This is a genomic window from Jannaschia helgolandensis, assembly GCF_900109285.1.
Lineage (GTDB): Bacteria > Pseudomonadota > Alphaproteobacteria > Rhodobacterales > Rhodobacteraceae > Jannaschia > Jannaschia helgolandensis.
Genome location: NZ_FNZQ01000005.1, coordinates 214697 through 233566, shown reverse-complemented (window position 1 = coordinate 233566; position 18870 = coordinate 214697). Strand labels below are relative to the sequence as shown.

At 63.4% G+C, this 18870-nt stretch carries 15 protein-coding genes; 5 read left to right on the top strand and 10 right to left on the bottom strand.

The features are described from left to right. Nucleotides 1-4: 4 nt before the first annotated feature. From BMY38_RS13795 to drmB, 5 genes are all read left to right on the top strand, one after another. Complete coding sequence (locus BMY38_RS13795; protein WP_092763765.1) at nucleotides 5-661, top strand: hypothetical protein; 657 nt, start codon at nucleotides 5-7, stop codon at nucleotides 659-661. A 67-nt stretch (nucleotides 662-728) separates the two neighbouring features. Then, entirely contained in the window at nucleotides 729-1835 is a 1107-nt protein-coding gene (locus tag BMY38_RS13790; protein WP_092763763.1) for a helix-turn-helix domain-containing protein, read from the top strand. A gap of 7 nt (nucleotides 1836-1842) precedes the next feature. Continuing rightward, nucleotides 1843-2349, top strand: coding sequence for a hypothetical protein (locus BMY38_RS13785; protein ID WP_092763761.1), 507 nt, complete (start codon nucleotides 1843-1845; stop codon nucleotides 2347-2349). 5 nt (nucleotides 2350-2354) lie between these two features. Continuing rightward, nucleotides 2355-5897, top strand: a complete 3543-nt coding sequence (gene drmA, locus BMY38_RS13780) for a DISARM system helicase DrmA (protein WP_092763869.1) — start codon at nucleotides 2355-2357, stop codon at nucleotides 5895-5897. Further along, nucleotides 5894-7759 carry an MrfA Zn-binding domain-containing protein gene (gene drmB, locus BMY38_RS13775; RefSeq protein WP_092763759.1) on the top strand — a complete coding sequence of 622 codons (1866 nt, stop codon included), beginning with the start codon at nucleotides 5894-5896 and terminating at the stop codon, nucleotides 7757-7759. Before drmA ends, drmB begins: the two co-directional genes overlap by 4 nt. A gap of 213 nt (nucleotides 7760-7972) precedes the next feature. Here the strand turns inward: drmB and BMY38_RS13765 are convergent, their stop codons facing one another. The 10 genes from BMY38_RS13765 to BMY38_RS18200 form a co-directional block, all read right to left on the bottom strand. Further along, nucleotides 7973-8230 (bottom strand): hypothetical protein, encoded by a 258-nt coding sequence (locus tag BMY38_RS13765; RefSeq protein ID WP_092763755.1) that lies wholly within the window; start codon nucleotides 8228-8230, stop codon nucleotides 7973-7975. Further along, nucleotides 8227-8901: a YcbK family protein gene (locus BMY38_RS13760; RefSeq protein ID WP_092763753.1), complete on the bottom strand. Its 675-nt coding sequence runs from the start codon at nucleotides 8899-8901 to the stop codon at nucleotides 8227-8229. Before BMY38_RS13760 ends, BMY38_RS13765 begins: the two co-directional genes overlap by 4 nt. A gap of 74 nt (nucleotides 8902-8975) precedes the next feature. Continuing rightward, nucleotides 8976-9266: a DUF6127 family protein gene (locus tag BMY38_RS13755; RefSeq protein WP_092647813.1), complete on the bottom strand. Its 291-nt coding sequence runs from the start codon at nucleotides 9264-9266 to the stop codon at nucleotides 8976-8978. Nucleotides 9267-9285: 19 nt separating this feature from the next. After that, complete coding sequence (locus BMY38_RS13750) at nucleotides 9286-10362, bottom strand: DUF2793 domain-containing protein (RefSeq protein ID WP_092763751.1); 1077 nt, start codon at nucleotides 10360-10362, stop codon at nucleotides 9286-9288. A 10-nt stretch (nucleotides 10363-10372) separates the two neighbouring features. Further along, complete coding sequence (locus tag BMY38_RS13745) at nucleotides 10373-14341, bottom strand: baseplate multidomain protein megatron (RefSeq protein ID WP_092763749.1); 3969 nt, start codon at nucleotides 14339-14341, stop codon at nucleotides 10373-10375. Between the two features lie 9 nt (nucleotides 14342-14350). Then, the gene (locus BMY38_RS13740) at nucleotides 14351-14782 is read right to left on the bottom strand and encodes an NlpC/P60 family protein (protein WP_092763747.1); all 432 of its coding nucleotides are present in this window, start codon (nucleotides 14780-14782) and stop codon (nucleotides 14351-14353) included. Next, the gene (locus tag BMY38_RS13735; protein WP_092763744.1) at nucleotides 14779-15663 is read right to left on the bottom strand and encodes a phage/gene transfer agent baseplate hub protein; all 885 of its coding nucleotides are present in this window, start codon (nucleotides 15661-15663) and stop codon (nucleotides 14779-14781) included. The genes BMY38_RS13740 and BMY38_RS13735 overlap by 4 nt, the downstream gene beginning before the upstream one ends. Continuing rightward, nucleotides 15660-16286 carry a DUF2460 domain-containing protein gene (locus BMY38_RS13730; RefSeq protein WP_092763742.1) on the bottom strand — a complete coding sequence of 209 codons (627 nt, stop codon included), beginning with the start codon at nucleotides 16284-16286 and terminating at the stop codon, nucleotides 15660-15662. Before BMY38_RS13730 ends, BMY38_RS13735 begins: the two co-directional genes overlap by 4 nt. Continuing rightward, nucleotides 16286-18700 (bottom strand): phage tail tape measure C-terminal domain-containing protein, encoded by a 2415-nt coding sequence (locus BMY38_RS13725; protein ID WP_092763740.1) that lies wholly within the window; start codon nucleotides 18698-18700, stop codon nucleotides 16286-16288. Before BMY38_RS13725 ends, BMY38_RS13730 begins: the two co-directional genes overlap by 1 nt. Next, nucleotides 18681-18851 carry a DUF7697 family protein gene (locus tag BMY38_RS18200; protein ID WP_175495874.1) on the bottom strand — a complete coding sequence of 57 codons (171 nt, stop codon included), beginning with the start codon at nucleotides 18849-18851 and terminating at the stop codon, nucleotides 18681-18683. Before BMY38_RS18200 ends, BMY38_RS13725 begins: the two co-directional genes overlap by 20 nt. Between the last annotated feature and the right edge of the window lie 19 nt (nucleotides 18852-18870).

The window sequence follows — 18870 nt, the reverse complement described above, 5'->3', positions numbered from 1 at the left end:
GCACATGGGCGGTATCGCTGACGAACATGTCGAATGGGCCATCGTAAACCGTTTGAAGGCGATGCTCGACGAGCCGCCGCAGACGACGTTCAACGTAACCCAGACCTTCGCCCTGTTCAGCAGTGTGCTGCTCTGGACCAAGAACCGCGCATGGGTGGCTGGCAACCTAGGTCAGCGTGTCGAATGGGAGGACCAGGCGGACCATCGCGCCCACAACGTGCGGGAAGCAATGCGGGACACCCTGATAACGGACGATCCGTGGCGGCTTTCCCTAGCCGCTCCTCAGATCGTGCTGGTCGACCGGGCGGATGGACGTGAAAACCAGGACCGCAGGATCAACGCCGACTTCGAGGCCATGACGGCGGAGGACTTCTTCAAGTGGCTTCGAGACGCCCTGGCGCATGGAGACGGACGGACGATCAGATCGATCCACAAGCATTCTGCCCGAACGGGAAAGACGCTGCTGGCAGGTTTCCGGGTGGAGTTCAACGCCGAGCGAGGCGCAGCACAGACGCTGACGTTGGACCTCTTCCATGACGACATGCGCCGGATCGGCAGCGTCTTGGCCGACCTCTTCTGTTCGTCTCTGAGTGGCGGCGATCGCTATTTCGAAGAGGAAGCAGGCACCGCGCGGATCGAAGAGGCTGACCGGGTCGCCTGAGTGACGGGTGCAAGAATTTCTTGCATTTGCCGTTCTGCAAGATTATATAGCGCCACGGAGGCACACCATGGCGACACAACTTATCGGCGCGAGGATCAAGGCCCTGCGCGAAGAGCGAAAGCTCTCGCAGGACGACCTGGCGCAACTTTTCGGCTTCAAGGACCGGCAGACGGTGTCTGCCATCGAGACCGGTGAGCGCCGCGTCACGGCGGACGAACTGATGCTGGCCGTCGAGAAGCTTGGAGCGACGCTCGAGTATTTCACCGATCCGTTCATGCTGGTTGGTGAAGGCCGTTTCTCGTGGCGGCAGACCAATGTCAGTGCGGGTGTGCTGAATGGCTATGAGCGAAACGCCGGTCGCTGGATTGCCGCGTTCCGCGCCATCGCCCCACAGGTTGGTCGTGCCGCCCCACTGCTTCGCAGGTCACTGGGGCTGACCAAACGTTCCAGCTTCGAGGATGCCATGGAAGCTGGAGAGCGGTTTGTCGCAGAGTTCGAGCTGGGCGACGTTCCAGCCGCGCGGCTGGCTGAAGTGATGGAGCGTGAGCTTGGCATTCTAGTGCTGATGGTCGACGCGTTCGAGGGAATTTCGGGTGCGGCCTGTCGGCTGCCAGAGCTCGACGTCGTACTGATCAACCGGAAGGAGGTCGTCGGCCGTAGGCACTTCGACCTCGCTCATGAGCTGTTTCACATCCTCACATGGGATGCGATGCCCCCGGAACATTCCGAGGAGGCGAAGGAAACCGGTGGGAACCGCGTCGAGCAATTGGCGAACAACTTTGCGTCTGCTGTTCTCATGCCGCAGGCCGTTCTCGGCAGGTTTGGCGATTGGGCGAGCCTCGAGGACGGCGAACTGATCTCACAACTGAACGCCACTGCAGAAGAGCTTCAGGTGACCGCATCTGCTCTGAAATGGCGCTTGGTGGCGCTCAGCGAACTCAAGCCTGCCCGTGCCAAAGCGCTGAATGATGCGGCGCTTCGAAACAATGGCCGCGATGTGGGCGATGCTGAGGTACCAGTTCTTTTTTCCAAGCCGTTTATGGAAGTGATCGGTCTTGCTGTTGACGAGGGGCGGGTTTCGACGCGCCGCGCTGCAGGGCTGCTCGATCAAACGGTTGAAGACCTCACCGATCTGTTTTTCGCTCACGGGGTCGAACCCCCTGCAGAGCTGTGAGGCTGCCATGGCGAAGCACCCGGGTCCTGTCCTTGTTGATACGAACGTCATTCTCGAGTCCTATCGGATCGGGGCTTGGCGTGCGTTATCTGGCGGCTACTCGGTTGAAACCGTGGAAGATTGTGTGACGGAGACTCAAACAGGCTTTCAGCGTCGGCGAACCGAGGAACTGATCGAGGCTGCAGCACTTCGGACTTCGTTGGCTGCCGTGCACGATGTGAGTGATCGCGAACGTGCGGAGGTTTTGCTCAGGGCATCAGGCATCAACCTGGACATCGGTGAGCACTCGCTTTGGGCGCATGCCCTCATAAGAACTGACGGATGGGTGCTGTGCGGGCCGGACAAGGCCAGTCTCCGCTTCGGCGTTCGGTCGGGGTTTCGAGACCGACTTTTCGCTTTGGAGCAGCTTCTCGATGCCGTTGGCTATCGCCCGAAGCAACCCCTGAAGACAGCGTACACGAGCAAGTGGTTGGCCAAGACCCTGAGCGAACTCGTTATTTCAGAAGGAATTTAGTGGTCATGACAGCCTCGGTAGATATCCGCTCAAAGATTGTTGAAATGTTTCGTCGCGACCTGATCGGTCCGGGGGACCAAGACACTGATCTGGCGTTGGAACGGCTAAACGAAAGCCCCTCGCGCTGGTATCTGACTGGCTTTCTGGCGCCCGCTGAGGATCCGCTTGGGCTGGATGGCGAAGGCGGCGACGATGATCCATCCGCGCAGGAAGAGATGGAAATCGACGTCGAAGAAACTGACTCCGAGGGTGCCGGTGGCGCGGCCGGTGACAACGAGGAGCCTGAGGCCCCCAACACTCGGAGACGCTTCTTGCCCTCCTCTATTGGCCTGACAGTCTTGTTGCCTCCGGAAGTAAAAGAGATCGAGGCAAGGATTTCGTGGGGCGACTACAGGACTGAACCAGCTCTCCCTGAAAACATACTTCTCCCGGAGCCCCTTCCTGAGGAGTTTGACGAGGATGGTAAGCCCAAGCGCAACTCCAGGCCGATGGTGGACTGGGTTCGTACTCCAAAGGACCGGGTCGTTCAAATAACCGTGCGTGACGGCAGAGGCGAACCGATCTTGATCCCGGAAAGCGCTGCCGAGCAACGCAGAGGCGGTGGTTTGACGCTGGAGACCCACTCTAGAACTTTCAAGTACGATACCCCGGATGGAGGGCAGGAAGAGGTTCGGGCACTCACAGTCTTCCTCGTGAACCGACGAGCGACTGTCCACCGCTTCTATTCGGATGTGAGTTTCGTTTTTCAGGCGCGCCTCGAGCTCGCCCTCGAGAGGGGATTTCATCCCCGCCGAGACTTGTCTGGCACTCGTGCGGACGACTGGGATCTCAGGGTCGCCGACTTGCACTACCGAGATGTGAGTGAATGGGCAGTAGGACGAAACGCTGCAGCAGGCTGGGACCAGGACGAAGATGCTCTTGGCACTGTGAAGCGCGTATGGACGAATCCGCTACCCACAGCGGAAGTTGAGCGCGTCGCCCCGAACGAAGATGACGAGATCAAGTCGCTCGTTTCGTTCGAAATGGAAGCTTTGGCCGAAGCGGCAAGTAAGGATGGAGACACCCTAAATGCCCTGATCGCCAAACTTCCTGAATTATATGGTGTTTGGATTGACGCCGAGCGTCAGAAACTAACACCGCTCCCGAGTCGGCGAAAGGAGACTGGCGAGCGTTTGGTGTCGGAAATGGAGCAGGCGCGAGACCGGATTGCTGCTGGAATCGATCTGCTTCTGACGGATCCGACAGCTCGTTCCGCCTTTCGTTTCATGAACCTTGCTGTCGCCTCAGCTGCGCGACGCCGGAATGCCGGGCCCAGCGGCGATCCAAGTATGATGCGACCCCCGACATGGAGACCCTTCCAGCTTGCCTTTATCCTGCTCAATATCTCGGGCTTGGTACAGAAGACGCACCCAGACCGTGAGACAGCTGATCTCCTGTTCTTTCCGACAGGCGGTGGCAAAACCGAAGCGTACCTTGGTCTTGCCGCTCTCATAATTGCTCATCGACGCCTGACCGCTTCTGGCGTATTGGGTGCCGGCGTTTCAGTGATCATGCGCTATACTCTACGGCTGTTGACCTTGGACCAGTTGGCTCGAGCGGCGGGCGTCGTGTGCGCGCTTGAACTGATGCGAACTGATCCCAAAAACGTAGACGAACGCGGACGACGTCTGCTTGGCGATTGGCCCATCGAGATTGGACTGTGGGTGGGTTCTGATGCGTCGCCAAACAAACTTGGCGGCAAGGGAAAATCCGACGAAAAGACAGCAGTTGGACGAGTGAGGCGATACCGAAATGGTCGTGACAAACGAGCTCCCGCGCCGCTGAAAGCCTGCCCTTGGTGTGGTACCGAATTCTCACCATCTTCATTTGCGTGTACGCCGAATGAGCATGCCCCGACCAATCTTGAAATAAGATGCGCCAACACCAACTGCGATTTCAGTCGGGGGAGACCGCTTCCTGTTCTGACTGTCGACGAACCAATTTACCGACGTCTCCCCGCGTTTTTGATTGCGACCGTCGACAAGTTCGCGGCGTTGCCTTGGGTCGGTGAGACTGGTGCTTTCTTCGGTCATGTTGACCGTTTTCGCGATGATCTTGGCTTCTTTGGTGCAGCTGAGCCTGGCGAGGGAAGCCCGCTGGGAAACGGATGGTCGCTAGCGCCACCGGATCTGATTATTCAGGACGAGTTGCACCTTATCTCAGGGCCATTGGGGACGGTGGCCGGATTGTACGAAGCAGCTATCGATCAACTCGCTAGCCGCAAGGTTGGCGACCATGTCATCCGGCCAAAGATTGTGGCGTCTACCGCGACAGTCCGCCGGGCCTCTGACCAAATCGAAGCACTCTTCGACAGAAGCGCAACGAGCATCTTCCCGCCGCCAGGCCTTGATCGAACAGACAGTTTTTTCGCAAGGACGGTGCCTACGAGCAAAGATCCGGCTCGTCTTTACATGGGCATAGCAGCCCAGGGAAGAGGACCGAAACTCGTTTTCCTTCGCTCCTTGACGACCCTTCTGGCGGCGGCACAAGCGTTTTATGATGCAAAGGCTGGTTCTGGCGGCACCTTGAATCCCGCGGATCCCTACATGACAGCCCTTTGCTACTTTAATGCTCTTCGCGAACTGGGCGGTGCACGCCGTATCGTTGAAGACGAGGTCCGGGATAGAGCTGGCCGCTATGGCACCCAGAGGTGTCGGATCGATCCTCCAGACTTGCCTTTCGCGGATCGCCAGATCAGGGAACCGATGGAGCTGACGTCCCGCGAGTCAACTGACAAAGTTGCTTTGGCAAAGCAAAGGCTCGAAGCCATCTTTGAGCCGGGAACCGAAAGTGTAGATGTCGCTCTAGCCACCAACATGATCTCAGTCGGACTCGACATCACTCGTCTTGGGTTGATGATGGTCCAAGGCCAACCCAAAACGGCGGCCGAGTATATCCAGGCCACCAGTCGTGTTGGCCGCGATCCTGCCCGTCCCGGCTTGGTCGTTGCCGTCTTAAACCTTCACAAACCCAGAGACCGAATGCATTTCGAGCAATTCGGCCAGTTCCATCGTACGTTCTATCGCTCCGTGGAGGCGACTAGCGTCACGCCATGGGCCGCACGCGCCTTGGATCGGGCATTAGCAGCAGTCGTGGTTGCAGCGGCACGCCACGTCGATCCCCTGCTGACGCCAGAAAATGCGGTTACTGAACTGAAGGACTCGCCCCAAGTTCGCCAAGATGTGCGCGAAGCCATTGTAGCTAGGGCTCCAGCTCAAATGATCGCAGGTGGTCACGCGGCGCTCAGGACCGCAATTGATGACATAATCGATGCCTGGATTTCAACTGGGGACGACCAAGCTGCTGGGGGCAATCAGTTCGCCTACGCTAAGAAGAAGAGCCCCCATCGACTTCTACATATGCCCTTGGAGCCGGATTGGGCCAATCTCGATGAACCCCATCGCAAGTTCGTCGCTGGCCGGTCGATGAGAGACGTCGAGTCGAGTGTCGCTCTAAAGGTCAGAGATCCGCACGGAAATACAATCGCCAACGCGGACGATCTGACATGACAAAGAATTCTCAGAGACTTAGCCAACTCATCTCGACCTTTGGCCCCGGCTCGATGATCGACCTTCCGACACGCTCTGTGATCGTTGCGGGTCTGGAATGGTGGGATATGCGGGGCAACTCGTTCACGACAATTCCTGAGCCACGGCTTACGATGCGCCTCGAGCAATTGTTGAAGGAACAGGGTCGGCTTGATCCGGAAGTCCATCTTTCGCTGCGGACGCCGCCTGTGTCGAACGAGCTCGGACACGGAGCTCCTCAAGGTGTGGCGGCTCCAGTGTTTCCGACATGGTTCGTTTGTGAGCAGGTAGAGACGGGCAGCGGCCCGAACTCGAGCCTGCGAAGGCGCCGCCTTGTTCGCTGGCAGGACCTCGACACCAAGGGACGACGAAAGTTCGTATTCGATGATGGGCGCAAATCAGAGGTTACTCCTATTCGCTTCGTCTGTGCCTGCGAGAAGGGACACATGCAGGATATCGATTGGCGGTGGGTCGTACATGGCGCGGTACAGTGCCATGAACCGATGTGGATCGAAGAGAAGGGCACAAGTGCCGACCCTGCAGACACCAGTGTGGTGTGTGGATGCGAGCGACGGCTGTCTTTGCAGGATGCTTTCCAACCAGGAAGGCTCGGAAAATGTCGTGGTGAGCGACCTTGGCTGATGGATCGAGACCCTGAGGGCTGCGGAGACAATCTTAAGCTTCTCACCCGCACGGCAACCAACACATACTTTCCGCAAGTCTACACAGTGATTTCTCTTCCTGCAGAGGAAGACGAACTTTCAAGACTGGTCGATGAGCTTTCGGGAGACCTTGCCGGAGTTCAGACTGTCGACGATGTGGCGCAGGCAAAGAAGTTTAACCCGAGAGTGTCAGCTTCCTTGGGAGCCTATTCCAACTCGGACATCTTTGATCGCCTCAAGCGAATCCGCGATGGCGCGAGAGTTGATGCTTCAAAGTCGCCAAAGCTTTCTGAGTTTGATGTATTTGCATGTGGAATAGCGGAAATCGGGACCAACAGTGCTTCGGCAAAGCTTTACGCCCAGACGCTACCGCGCTCTGTCTGGGAGGATACTTCGGCAGGTATAGACCTATCATCCATCAAGGGCCTGGTCGCTGTACACCGCCTCCGTGAAGTATCATGTCTTTACGGCTTTACCCGGTTCGAAGCGGCACCTACGAGCGCAGATGGCGATATCGAAGATATTCAGCTGGCTGTGCGCGGTGCGCCGATATCACGGCATGCCGATTGGCTTCCCGCCATTGAACAATTTGGGGAGGGACTCTTTGTTCACTTCGATGAGAAAGCAGTAGCCCCTTGGCTGCAGGAAACCGACGTCGCGGCGCGGCAAGGAAAGTTGATCAACGGCTATGAACACTGGCAGAGGCGTTTTTCCGGCGGTGCGCCGACTTATCCGGGAACGGCCTACACCCTTCTTCACAGTCTGTCACATGCACTGATGGCAGAAATCGCCTTGGACTGCGGATACCCTGCGAGTTCATTGAAGGAGCGGATCTACGCACTTTCAGACTCCCGCACCGGAACTGTCCCAGAAAGGTGCGGAGTCCTCATATATACCGCAACACCTGGCGCGCAGGGTACTCTGGGCGGTCTTGTTGCAGCTGGGTCTAGGTTCACGCGAATTCTCAAAGGTGCGCTAGATCGCCTGAAAGTCTGCTCGAATGACCCTGTTTGCGCAGACCACGAGCCTGACGGTCGGAGTGGCGACCGAGCTACCCACGGCGCGGCTTGTCACGGCTGCCTACTGATCGCTGAAACCAGCTGCGAGATGCGAAATCTCTTTCTCGACCGCAGCCTGCTAGTTCCGACGATGGGTGGGCATGGGGCAAATTTCTTTGACTGAAGTGATTGATAAGCTGTCCAAAATCCAACTTTGACGCAATTGTCGCTCGATCATGGCTGGCATGCACGTGCCTGGCCCCGCATGACAGCATAGTCGCCCATCATTTCGACGACGGCCGATCCGTCAGCCAGCAACGCCAATTCCTCGGCCGCCTGCGCCTGAAGCTCCCTGCTGTATTCAACGACCGGCGGGCATGCCCCCACGCCGCCGGTCTCAAAACCCACCGCCGCGCAACCGGTCAACCAGTTCGTCGCGATTGCGAGGACGACGAGCCGCCGCCTCCAGCATTCGGCGCTGGATTTCATTGGACGTCTCCCAGGTTTCAAGGCGTTCTGCGAGGCGACCGGAGCGCTCGCCGGATCGGCGGATCGACAGCAGGAACAGAAGGATGGCCAGCGCGATTGCACCGTAGCGAAGCGCGGCCCTCGCCCATGGATTGGCGGCGATCCCGCCGAGAGTGCTGGCGATCATCTCTGCCCCCTGTGCCAGTCATCAAGGCGAGCGTAGATCGTGACCGCGATCCCCCCGAGCGCCACGGCGATGAACACCCAGCGGAGAGTGTCGAGATATGGCACCAGCGGCAGAACTGCGGACTGAGTTTCCGCGAGGACGCTTTGCGCGACCTCGACCCCTGCTGCGCCCAACGTCGCGACACCGGCCGCTCCGCCACCTTTCATGGTGCGACTTTGCGCTAAGACCTCGCGCGCAGGCGGTACCTCCTCGGCGAAAGCAGTCGTGCGGACCGGGAACCGCTCGCCCCACTGACGCGCCGGGCCGAGGTCGACGTGCATGAACCCCGAGCGCGGATAGAAGCCAAACCCGAGGAACCCGACCGCGCGTGCCGCTGCCTCGAATGCCACGGGATCGTGGTTCGACATTGCGATGTCAAAGGCCGCGCCGTTCATATGCTTGGACCGCGTCGCGCCACCAACGGCGCGGTTGTGTTCCGGGCTGCGATACGCCGAGCGGACGATCAGCGGCTTGCCCAGCCGATCCCGCAATGCCTGCAGCTTGTCGAGTGCGGGTTCGTTGACAAGCAGCTTGCCGGTGCCGCGGCAGGCGATCTCAGCGGGCGAGAAGTTGGTCCAGCGCCAAGCGCTTTCCGGCACGTCGCGCCAATGGTCGTAAAAGGTCGTGGTCATGGTATCCTCCAGCAACGAAAAAACCCGCCACGTGGGCGGGTTCAGGTTGGTTTGTGAATTGTTGCGATGGGCAGCTACGGGCCGCCGCCGAAGATCTTGAGCTTGATCGCGATCCCGGCCAGCAGCGCCAACATCACACCGGTGGTGATCATGCGGACAGCGGTCTGCATTGCAGTGCGGCGCACAAGACGGATGCAGTCGAGCAAGGATCGTAGGTCGCGGATATCGAGCGCAGCCTCTTCACCATCGAGGCCGACATCGGCGAGCGCGCGTTTGGCGCCTTTCTCGGCAGCGCGTGCCAGAATGGCCTCGAACTCAGCGTCGGGCATGCGCACAAAGCCTTGATCGGATCGGGGTGGTGTCATTGGTCAATCCTCGCGCCGCTCAGCCGACCTTGCAGCCCCAAAAGGACGTGTGGTCGGCCGCGAAATATCCATCCTGAGCGCGGAAATACCCCTGCAGCTCGACGGTATCGCCTGCGGTCAGCGGCACCATGGTTTGCAGCCAGATCGCGGTGGCGAGCGACACGTGGGTGGCGGAGATTTCGCCGAAGGAGCCCCGGATTTCGGTTGCCCCGTTCAGTACGAGCCGCCCGCGCATCCGCGCTGAGGTGCTGGAATTGACTTTGTAGAGCAGCGTTGCGCCGAACAAATATGTCCCGTCGACCGGCGCGGTGAAGAGGCTGGTCCCAGCATCGAAAGCCCCCTGATCGTTATAGTCGGTGGTGTTGAGGCCGATCTTCGTCCAGGTCCCAACGCCCACGTAGTTGTCGTAGTTGGTGTACGCCTTGAAGCGTGGCAGCCGGGGCTGGTCGACGATACCATTGGTATTATCGACGCTCAGCCCGTCGAAGAAGGTGCTGCCGTCGGCGGACACAGCGAGCCGGAACTTGTCAGAGCCGAACAGCCCGACCAGTGCCTTCGTTACGAAGTTGGTCTGCAGCGTCAGGCCGAGATCGTCGCCCGCCGCCTCCTTGTTCATGGTGTAGAACAGATCGCCGGTGCCACCCTCGGCCACGGTCTTCGCCGTCCAGAGCGCGGCGTTCAGCTTGGCCGAGAATGGGTTTGAGGTGTCGGCAGTGGTACCCACGCCGACCAGTGCCATGTTCTGGAGCGCTTCCGGGGTCGAGCCGACCCAGCCCGCGCCATCGAAGACCAGCAGCAGCCCTTCGTCCTCGACCCATGCGCGCCAACCGGTCCGGGGTGGCAGGCGCAGCCAGACCCCATCAGTAAACAGAGCCACGCTCAGGTCCCAGCCCGCCCAGTCGCCACTGCCCCCGCTGGCCACGATGTAGCGGTCACCTTCGGCGGGGCTGCCGGGCGGGGCTGTCAGATCACGGTCGAGCACGGAAAGCTGCATGAGCCCGTCGAGCAGCCGCAGTGCCTCGTTGTGCGTGACATGCTTCTGGGCCTGCGCCGCCAGGATGTAAGGGAGCAGAAGGTTGGTCGTCGTATCAGACATGGGATGGCCTTCAGAATGTGAGCGTGACGGTTTTGGCCGCCCCTCGCCCGATCAGCGCGGAGAGCTGAAAGATGCGGATGTCGAGCGTGTCGCCGTGCGTGAGCAGCCCACCCCAGTCGGCGGTCTGCTGGGTGGCCGTGTAGATCGCGCTTGTTGTGGTCGCGCTAAGCACTCGTTTCACTGTGCTGCCATCGAGAATTTCGACTTCATAGGCTTCGACCTCCTCGACGAGCGGCACCTCGACCGAACCCCAGTTGTCGGCCGCAAGGGCCCGGGACCGCCGTATCCAGCGGATCGTCAGATCGCCCGGCGTGCGCGGTCTGCGCCATGGCCGCTCGACATGGACGACTGAGAACGGCTGCAGACCCACTCCAACAGGCGTGAAGGCTCGCGCCACATAGGTCTCGTCGCTGACAGACCGGCTTGCGGGACCGATGCGCCAGTTCCACGGCAGCCCGAGATCGGCCTCCGCGATGGGTAGTGACGCAAGGGCCTCGTCGAGCACTACCACCCGCGCGCCCGCCACAGCTGGATTGGCCATGGCCACTTCTGTTCCGCGCTGGCCACGCAGCAGTCGCGTCAGGCTATAGCGGCCTGGTGCGATCAGGTCTGCTTTGCCCGCTTGGACGATTTCCCAGAAACCTGACGCTGACTCAACGGCCAGCGCGTTGGCCCCGCCGAACAGCGTCAGATCGGTTACGCTTTCCAGCGTGCCCGAGAGCAGATCGATCACCAGCGCATTGCCGAGATCGAAGCGTGAGGTCGGACCCGCGAAGAAATCCGACACCAGCGTCCCGATCCGGGCACGGCCGCCAAATGTCGTCAGTAGCTCAAACCCGTCCGTCGACGGACTGCGGAAGGCGGCCATCACGCCCGGCCAGGGAACCGCATGGGCCGCGACAAACGGCCGATGCGCAGGCTGATCCTCGGTCAGCTGTGGCAGGTCCATCAGCACCGCATCCGGCGCGCCAAACACGACCGCCCGCGTCAGCGACGCCGCGCGGGGATCGCCGGGAGGCAGGTCGTAAGTCGCGCGGTCCTGGCGGACCGCTTCGATCCCGCGTACCTCGGCGTCCGCAATGGAGACCAACCGCAGCGGAATTTGCCTCCCGTCATGTTCCAGCGTCACGACGTCCGCCGGATCCAGCGCCAACCGTGACGGCGGCAGGCGAAACGCGGCTGTTTCCCGTCCGGTCCAGGCTTCCATCAATGCGCGGCGGCAACGGCGCTCGGCCTCCTCAGGCGGAACCGCCATGGGGAAGCTCTCCGAAGCGATCCGCGTCGTGTCGACGGTGATACGGCGCGCCTCGACGAGGGCCGCGTCGTAATCTTCGTCGGCGCGCGCGACCTGCCATTTAAGCGCCTGCGGCAGCTCGGTCTCTTGCGCGCGGGTCAGTTCCAGCAAGTCCCCTTCGCGGGCCGCGACAAGATCGTCGTGCGTCACACTGGCCGCTGCTGCGCGCCCCCGCATGACAAACCGGATCAAGCCTTCGGTCTCGACGGCGTCGAAGCCGAAATGCCGCGACAGTGTGGTAATTGAGGCGCGCGGGCTTTCCAGTGCACCAATCGCATAGCCCTCGACCGCGCCCCAGATGCCGGTGACGTCGATCCGGGTCTCCGGCATCACGGCACGCAGGCAGAGATGCCGGACGAGCGCGGCCAATGAGACCGCTCCCAGCCGCCCCGTCAGCCAGTGACCGAGCCGCCAGTTCGCGCCATCGGTCCAGACGTCTGTAAGTGCCGGAAAGAACGGATACGGCCGCGCGTCCCAGGTCCAGGCGGCGCATTCCGGCATATGCACCATGCGGCCGCCGTAGACAGAGGACAGCGGGTTGTTCGCTGGCTTGCCCCACCAGAGATAAGTGGCCTCCAGATACGCTCGCTGGATGGCATCGTCGCGCCAGCCCCGCGAGAAATGCGGCGTGAAGCTCTCGGACGACTTCGGGTCGAAGAAGACGTTCGGCTGGTTCGTGCCACGGTCGATGGCGGGACAGCCGAGCTCGGTGAACCAGATCGGCTTGGATTGCGGCACCCATGCCGTCGGCGTGCCGCTCTCTACTCCGCCCGGGCGGTCGTAATGCGGGTTCAACCACCAGGCGCGCAGATCCTTGTAACGGAAGACCCACGGCTTGGCGGCCGCGCCATCGGTGATCGGGGTCCGCACCTGCGCCGTACGGTCGGCGGCGCTGGCGTAGAACCAGTCGAATCCTTCGCCGCCCGCGATGTTCCCCTGCAGGTAGGCCCGGTCGTAGATCGCGGGCCAGCCCTCGGCCGCGTCGGCATGCTCGAACCCGTCGCGCCAGTCGGAGAGCGGCATGTAGTTGTCGATGCCGATAAAATCGATCTCCGGATCGGCCCAGAGCGGATCGAGGTGGAAGAACACATCGCCGCTGCCATCGCCCGGCTGGTGCCCGAAGTACTCCGACCAGTCGGCGGCGTAGCCGATTTTCGTCCCGGAACCGAGGATCGAGCGGACATCAGCGAGCAGATCACGATAAGCCTGCACCGCCGGATAGGTGGCCGCGCCCGAGCGGATCTTCGTCAGCCCCGGCATCTCTGTGCCGATCAGGAAAGCATCAACACCGCCCGCCGCCACGCAGAGATGGGCGTAGTGCAGTACCATCCGCCGCAGGCCCCAGTCGCCAGATGGCCCCGTCCACGAGACAGACTGGCCCGAGACATTGAAACTTGAGGGCGTTGCCGCGCCAAACAGCGCCGCGACCTGACTTTCGGCTGTCGCGCTCTTGTCTGCCGTCCCAGTATACCCCGCTGCCGGAGAACAGCTGATCCGGCCCCGCCAAGGGAACGCAGGCTGGCCAACTTCGGCAGCGTTGTCGGAATAAGGGTTTAGCAGCGTATTCCCGGGCGGGACGTCCATCAGGATGAAGGGATAGAAAGTCACGCGCAGCCCGCGTGCCTTCATCTCGTGAATTGCTTGCACCACCGCGAAATCGGCTGGCGTGCCGCCATAGACAGGACGATCCTCATCGTCGCGGCTGACCAGAAAGGCACTGGCTCGGCTGACGCCATTCACGGACCAAGCCGACGGCGTGGTCGATTTGGCTGTTACCTCGACCCCGGGCCGCACCTTGCAATTGCCTGCCCGCAGATCGTCGCCGAACCAGGCGACCACCAGTGACACGCTCTCGACCTTCGGAGCCATGGCCCGCAGCCGGTCCAGCGCCACCACCATATCGGCGGTGTCGGTCAGTGCGTTGAGGTTCTCGGGCTCGGAAGACCCGCCGCTGCCTTTCCGGATGCCCTGCGTGGCATAGGCGAACTCGCCCGAGGCCGGGATCATGGTCACAGCTTGTGTCAGTCCCTCCGCCGTGTCCGGATCGGCCAGAGGACGGAACACCTCGAAACTCAGCTGCGGGATGCGGTTGCCGTAATTCCCGAGCGGCAGATCCTCGAAGACGACATAAGCGGTACCTCGATAGGCGGGCGTGTTCGCCACGCCCATCTTCGCCGAAATGAACGGATCAGCCGTCTGGCTCTCATCGCCCGGATACCAGCGCCAGGTGATCCCGGCGGTATCCAGCAGTTTCCCATCGGCCCAGATACGGCCAATGCCGCTGATCGGACCCTCGCAGAGCGCGACCGCAAAGCTCGCATAGTAGAAGTATTCGGTGGTCTTGACCTTGCCGCCACCCCCGCCGCCCTTGCCCCCGCCTTGCGTGGTGGTCTTTGTCTCCTCGCGGAAATCCGTCGCCCAGATGATGTTGCCGCCGGCCCGCATGCGGCCATAGAGCCGCGGGATCACCGCTCCCTCGGTGGCCGAGGTGATGCGCAGATTGTCCATCCGCGCGCCTTCGATCCGCTGGGTCGGCGCGAGCGACGAGATGATCCAGCTGTCGACGACCGAGCCAATGGTGGAGCCGACAAAGCCCCCAATGGTGGCGGCACTGACGCCGAGGATCGCGCCGCCAATGCTGCCGCCAATGGCGGCACCTGCGGCACCGAGAACGAGGGTGGCCATGTCTGGGTCTCAGCGTTGGGGGAACAGGAAGGCGAAGGCGATGCGCCGCCGCCAGGACGGGGTGAGCAGTTCCTCGATCACGCCGAGCCGCTCGTAGGCATGGAGGAAGCGGTCGGGCCCGGTGAGGATCCCGACATGCTTGGCGATGGCGCGCGGCGTCATGCGGAAAAGAACCAGCGCGCCGGGACCGACCTCGGTGGGCGACACCTCGATCATCATATCGCGCGCGCCCTCGGCCAGAACCTCGCGCGGGCCGGTCTCGCCCCAGTCTCGGCTGTAGGGCGGGATCGGGAATGGCTCGGGACCGACGACCTCGCGCCAAACGCCCCGTGCCAGTCCGAGGCAATCGCAGCCGACACCGCGCAGGCTGGCCTGGTCGTGGTACGGCGTGCCCAGCCATGACCGCGCGATGGCGATGACGCGCTTCGGATCGGCGTTCACAGCACGGACCCTTCGTGGCCGCCGTCCTTCGTGGCGTAGCGGAGCACGGCATCCTGGCCGGGGATATGCGGGAAACCGCGAAAGTTGGAGGTGTTGGCGAACTTCGCCCCGCAGGTCTCGATCCGTTTGTCGCAGCCAGCACGGATGGTGAAGGCGTCACCCTCGGCGATCGCACGCACCGGCGCTTCGAGCAGGGTCAGCACAGCGATGCCATCCGTGACGTCCTGGCCCAGCACCTCGGTGCGCCGCCCCGCATTCGCGCCGCTGGTCCATTCGATGGTGCCGAAGGTGAACCACCCGGCGTCGAAGGCGCCGAGGCCCGAGGCCGTGAAGGCACGGTCGCGCAGAAGGTCGATCACCGCACCGGTGCCAATGAAGGCGGGGGCCTCCAGGTCGACGCCGCAACGCCCATCGCCGAGCGCGGCGTCGCAGGTCGCCTGGAAGGTCCGCCCGACCGTCTGGCCAAGCACATGGGCGAGCGAACGGACCTCGGCGACGAAAGCGAGCCGCCCGCGCCGGATCTGGCCGATGGCGCCGCGCCGCATCAGCACGCGCTGCCCCGTGTCGGCCCAGTTCACCCGCCAGACCTCGACCGCCGCGTTGTCCCAGCGGCCGTCCAGGATGTCGGTCTCGGTGATCCGGTCGGAGGTCAGCACGCCCTCGGCGTCCTGCGCATCGACCGACAGGTCCGATCCCGACCGCACCTCGGACGCTGTCAGCCCGCTCTCCGCCTCGAAATCAGTGCCGTCGAAGCTGAGCGTCCGATCGTGGTCGGTGAAGCCGAAACTCGCGCCGTCAGCCCGCGAAATCCGCCAGCACCAGGCGAGCGTTGTTGTCCCGTCGTCCAGATGCGCTTGCAGATCGGGATTGATGTTTTTCATCGGCGGAGTTCCAGCAAGGGTATGGAGGTGATCGAGCCCAGCCGCTCGAGATCAAGCGTCACGTCGAGCACGTCGGTGTCGAAGCGGACGGGTACGTCGAACTGGAAGCCCGCTGTGACGGCGATGCCAGCGCCCGGCGCGGCGCTGAAGGTGACGACGCCGGTCGTGGTGTCGACCGACCAGCCCGAGGGCTGCTCGACCCCACCAAGCGCGATGCGCACGGTTCCGGTCACTGGTTTAGCGATGGCGCGCGTCCAGGATTGCGCCCCGGAGGTGTAGCGCTTGACCAGCTGGAAGGCGGTCGTCGCGCCCTCGCCGGTGCCAATCGCCTGATCGTGCGGTGCTGGCGTTCCCGAGGGAAGGCAGGACTTGTGGTCACCCCAGTCCTTGAACCTAAAGCCATGCAGCCGACCGTTGCGGGCCTCGAAGAAGGCCACGACCGCCGCCAGATCGTCCGCGCGGCGGATGCCATAGGCGACATCGTAGCGGCGGCGGCTGTTCGCCCAGCTGGCGTTGCGTTCCTCATCCCCCGAGGCGAGCTCGACGATCTGGGTGCGGCGTTCCGGTCCGCCGCGCGCGCCCCGGCTGATATTGTCGGGGAACCGGACTTCGTGGAACGCCATCACATTCCCCTCCGACCGAGGGACACAGCGCGGGCGATGTCTGCCGCGACCTGCGTGCGGGACTGCCGGAAGCTCTCGGCGTCACGCGCCATGATGGTGACGTTGACGCCACCTCCGCCGTAGGCCTGCGCCTCGCGCCTCGACAGCACCCGCTCACCGCGCTGCAGGATTGCGGGCACTTCGTCATGGCGGAGGCCCGCCATGCCGCCGCCATGCATCCGGGGCGCGGCGGCGAAAGCCATGGCCGGGACCAAGCGTGAGGGCCCGGCCGATCCGACCATCCCGCCCGAATGCAGGACGTTGGCGAAGATCCCGCCCGCCCCGGAGAACACGCCCGAGAGTGCATTGGCGATCGGCCCCAGGATGAACCGCCGCGCCGCTAGCTTGGCGAGATCGGCCAGCAGTGAGGTGACCAGATCGCGGAAATCCAGCTTGCCGGTCCGCACGAACTGGCCAACTGCGTTCTCGGCAGACTGGAAGGCGCCGACAAGGCTCTGGCCGATATCGCCGCCGATCTCGCGCGCCTTGCTGGCGTAGTCCGACAGCGCCGCCGTGACCGCCTGCCAACCGGTGACGGCAGCCTCTGACGCGGGCTCCGCCGCAGCGGCGGCAGCTCCGGCCGCCGCGCCTGCACCTGTCGCGGCGCGCCCAGCATCGCCAAGCGCCGTCTCCAGCCGCTCGGCCGCACCGGTAGCCTCGGTCAGCGCATCGGCACTGGCCTCGTCGGTGCGGCGCACGGCATCGCGAAGCGCCTGCCAGCTTTCTAGCGGCGCACGCGCCCCTTCGGCCAGATCGCGCGCGGCCCCGCGATAGAGGTTCGCGGATTCGAGCGCCCTGTTCGCCGCCTCGGTCAGTCCTAGATCGGGCGCGGTCAGCGGATTGTCCTCGAAGGCCCGGTCGAACGCCGCCTGCGCCGCCGTCGTGGCGGCACTGGCCGCACCCTCGAAGCGGTTCTCGATCTCGCCGAGGTCGAGGTCGGGCACCAGCGAGATGCGCCGCTCGGAGCCGAGCGCTTCCAGCCCCTGGTTGATGCCACCGATGAAGCCGTTGATGCGCGAGACCACGCCGTTCAGCATCGCCTCGACGCCGTCGACCAGGCTGTTCGCCGCCTGGAACGCCAGATCGCCGATGGCGGCGGGCAGCAGGCCCCAGATCGCCTTGATCGCCTCGTAGGCGCCCTTGAACGTGTTCGCCGCCGTATTGCCGAAGGCCACCACGCTCTCGATGGCGCTCTGCATGCCCGAGGCCGCATCCGCCTTCAGGTCGAAGAACATCGCCGTGGCAGCGGCGCCCGCCGCAGTAGCGCCCATCCTGATCCTCTCCCAGACCTCGACGGCAAGATCCTTCAGGAGCGACATCGCCTCGCCGAAGCCGCCCGCACCGGACACGAGGCGGGTGAACTGGTAGACGAGCTCGCCCGCGCCGACGATCAGCGCCCCGATGCCGGTGCGGATCAGCGCGCCGCGCAGGAGGACCAGCGCCGTGGCGAGTCCGCGGACGGAGAGCGCGGCGGCGGCCATGCCAGCCACCCATCGGCCCGCGAGGAAAGCCGCGAAGGTGGCGGCATAGGTGGTCAGGCGGCCGATGTTGTCGAAGAGACCGCGGATCGCGATGCCGAGCGGGCCGGTGCGGCTGGCGACCGCGGCCATCGCGTTGGCGACGGCTTCCAGCGCAGGCGCCGCGGCAACGGCCAGCTGGTTGGACAGCCCGCGCCAGATCAGCCCAAGACGCGAGATGGCGTCGTTCGTGCGCTCGATCTGGTCGGCATCCTGCTCGGAGACCACGACACCGAATGCGAGCACGTCCTCCGTCGCCTGGCGCAGCGTCGCCGTGTCGATCCGCGACATGGCGATGGAGCCTTCCTCGCCGAAGAGCTGGCCTGCCACGGCAGCGCGCTCGGCGGCAGGCACGAAGCTCTCGATGGCGGCGTTGATCGCGCCCACGCGCTGATCCAGCGGCAGAGAGATCAGCTCGGTGGCCGACAGCCCGAGCCGGTCCAGCGCATCGGCGGCGGGGCCGGTCCCGGCCGCCGCCTGGCTGAGACGGCGCGTCAGATCTTTCGTCGCCTGCTCGATGCCGGACATCGACACGCCCGCCAGTTCGCCCGCGCGCTCCAGCGTCTGGATCGAGGCGACCGTGGTACCGAGGGACTGGGCGAGCTTCGCCTGCGCATCCACCGTCTGCAGGCCGGAGCGCACCATGGCCACTCCAGCGGCCGCTGCGGCTGCAACGGCGGCGGCCGCCGCAACCCGGACCCGGCGCGAGAAAGCCGCCAGCCGCGCGTTGGCCGCCTCCATCTCCCGGCTGAGCCGTCCGAAGCCGCGCGCGCCAGCCTCGCCCACGCCTTCCAGTTCGGCGCGCACCTGCCGTCCGCCCACGGCGGCGAGGCGGACGCTAACCCGTTTTTCCGCCATGGGAGTGATCCATCTGTTCGTTGAGTTTGGTGACCATCACCGCTTCGATGACGGGCAGCAGTTCGGCCATGGCGAGCGGGGGCACGCCAAGCGCGTCACCGAGCGCCAGCGCCGCCGACATGTCCCAGCCGATCACCGCACTGGGCAACACGCGCAGCTGCCCACCAAGG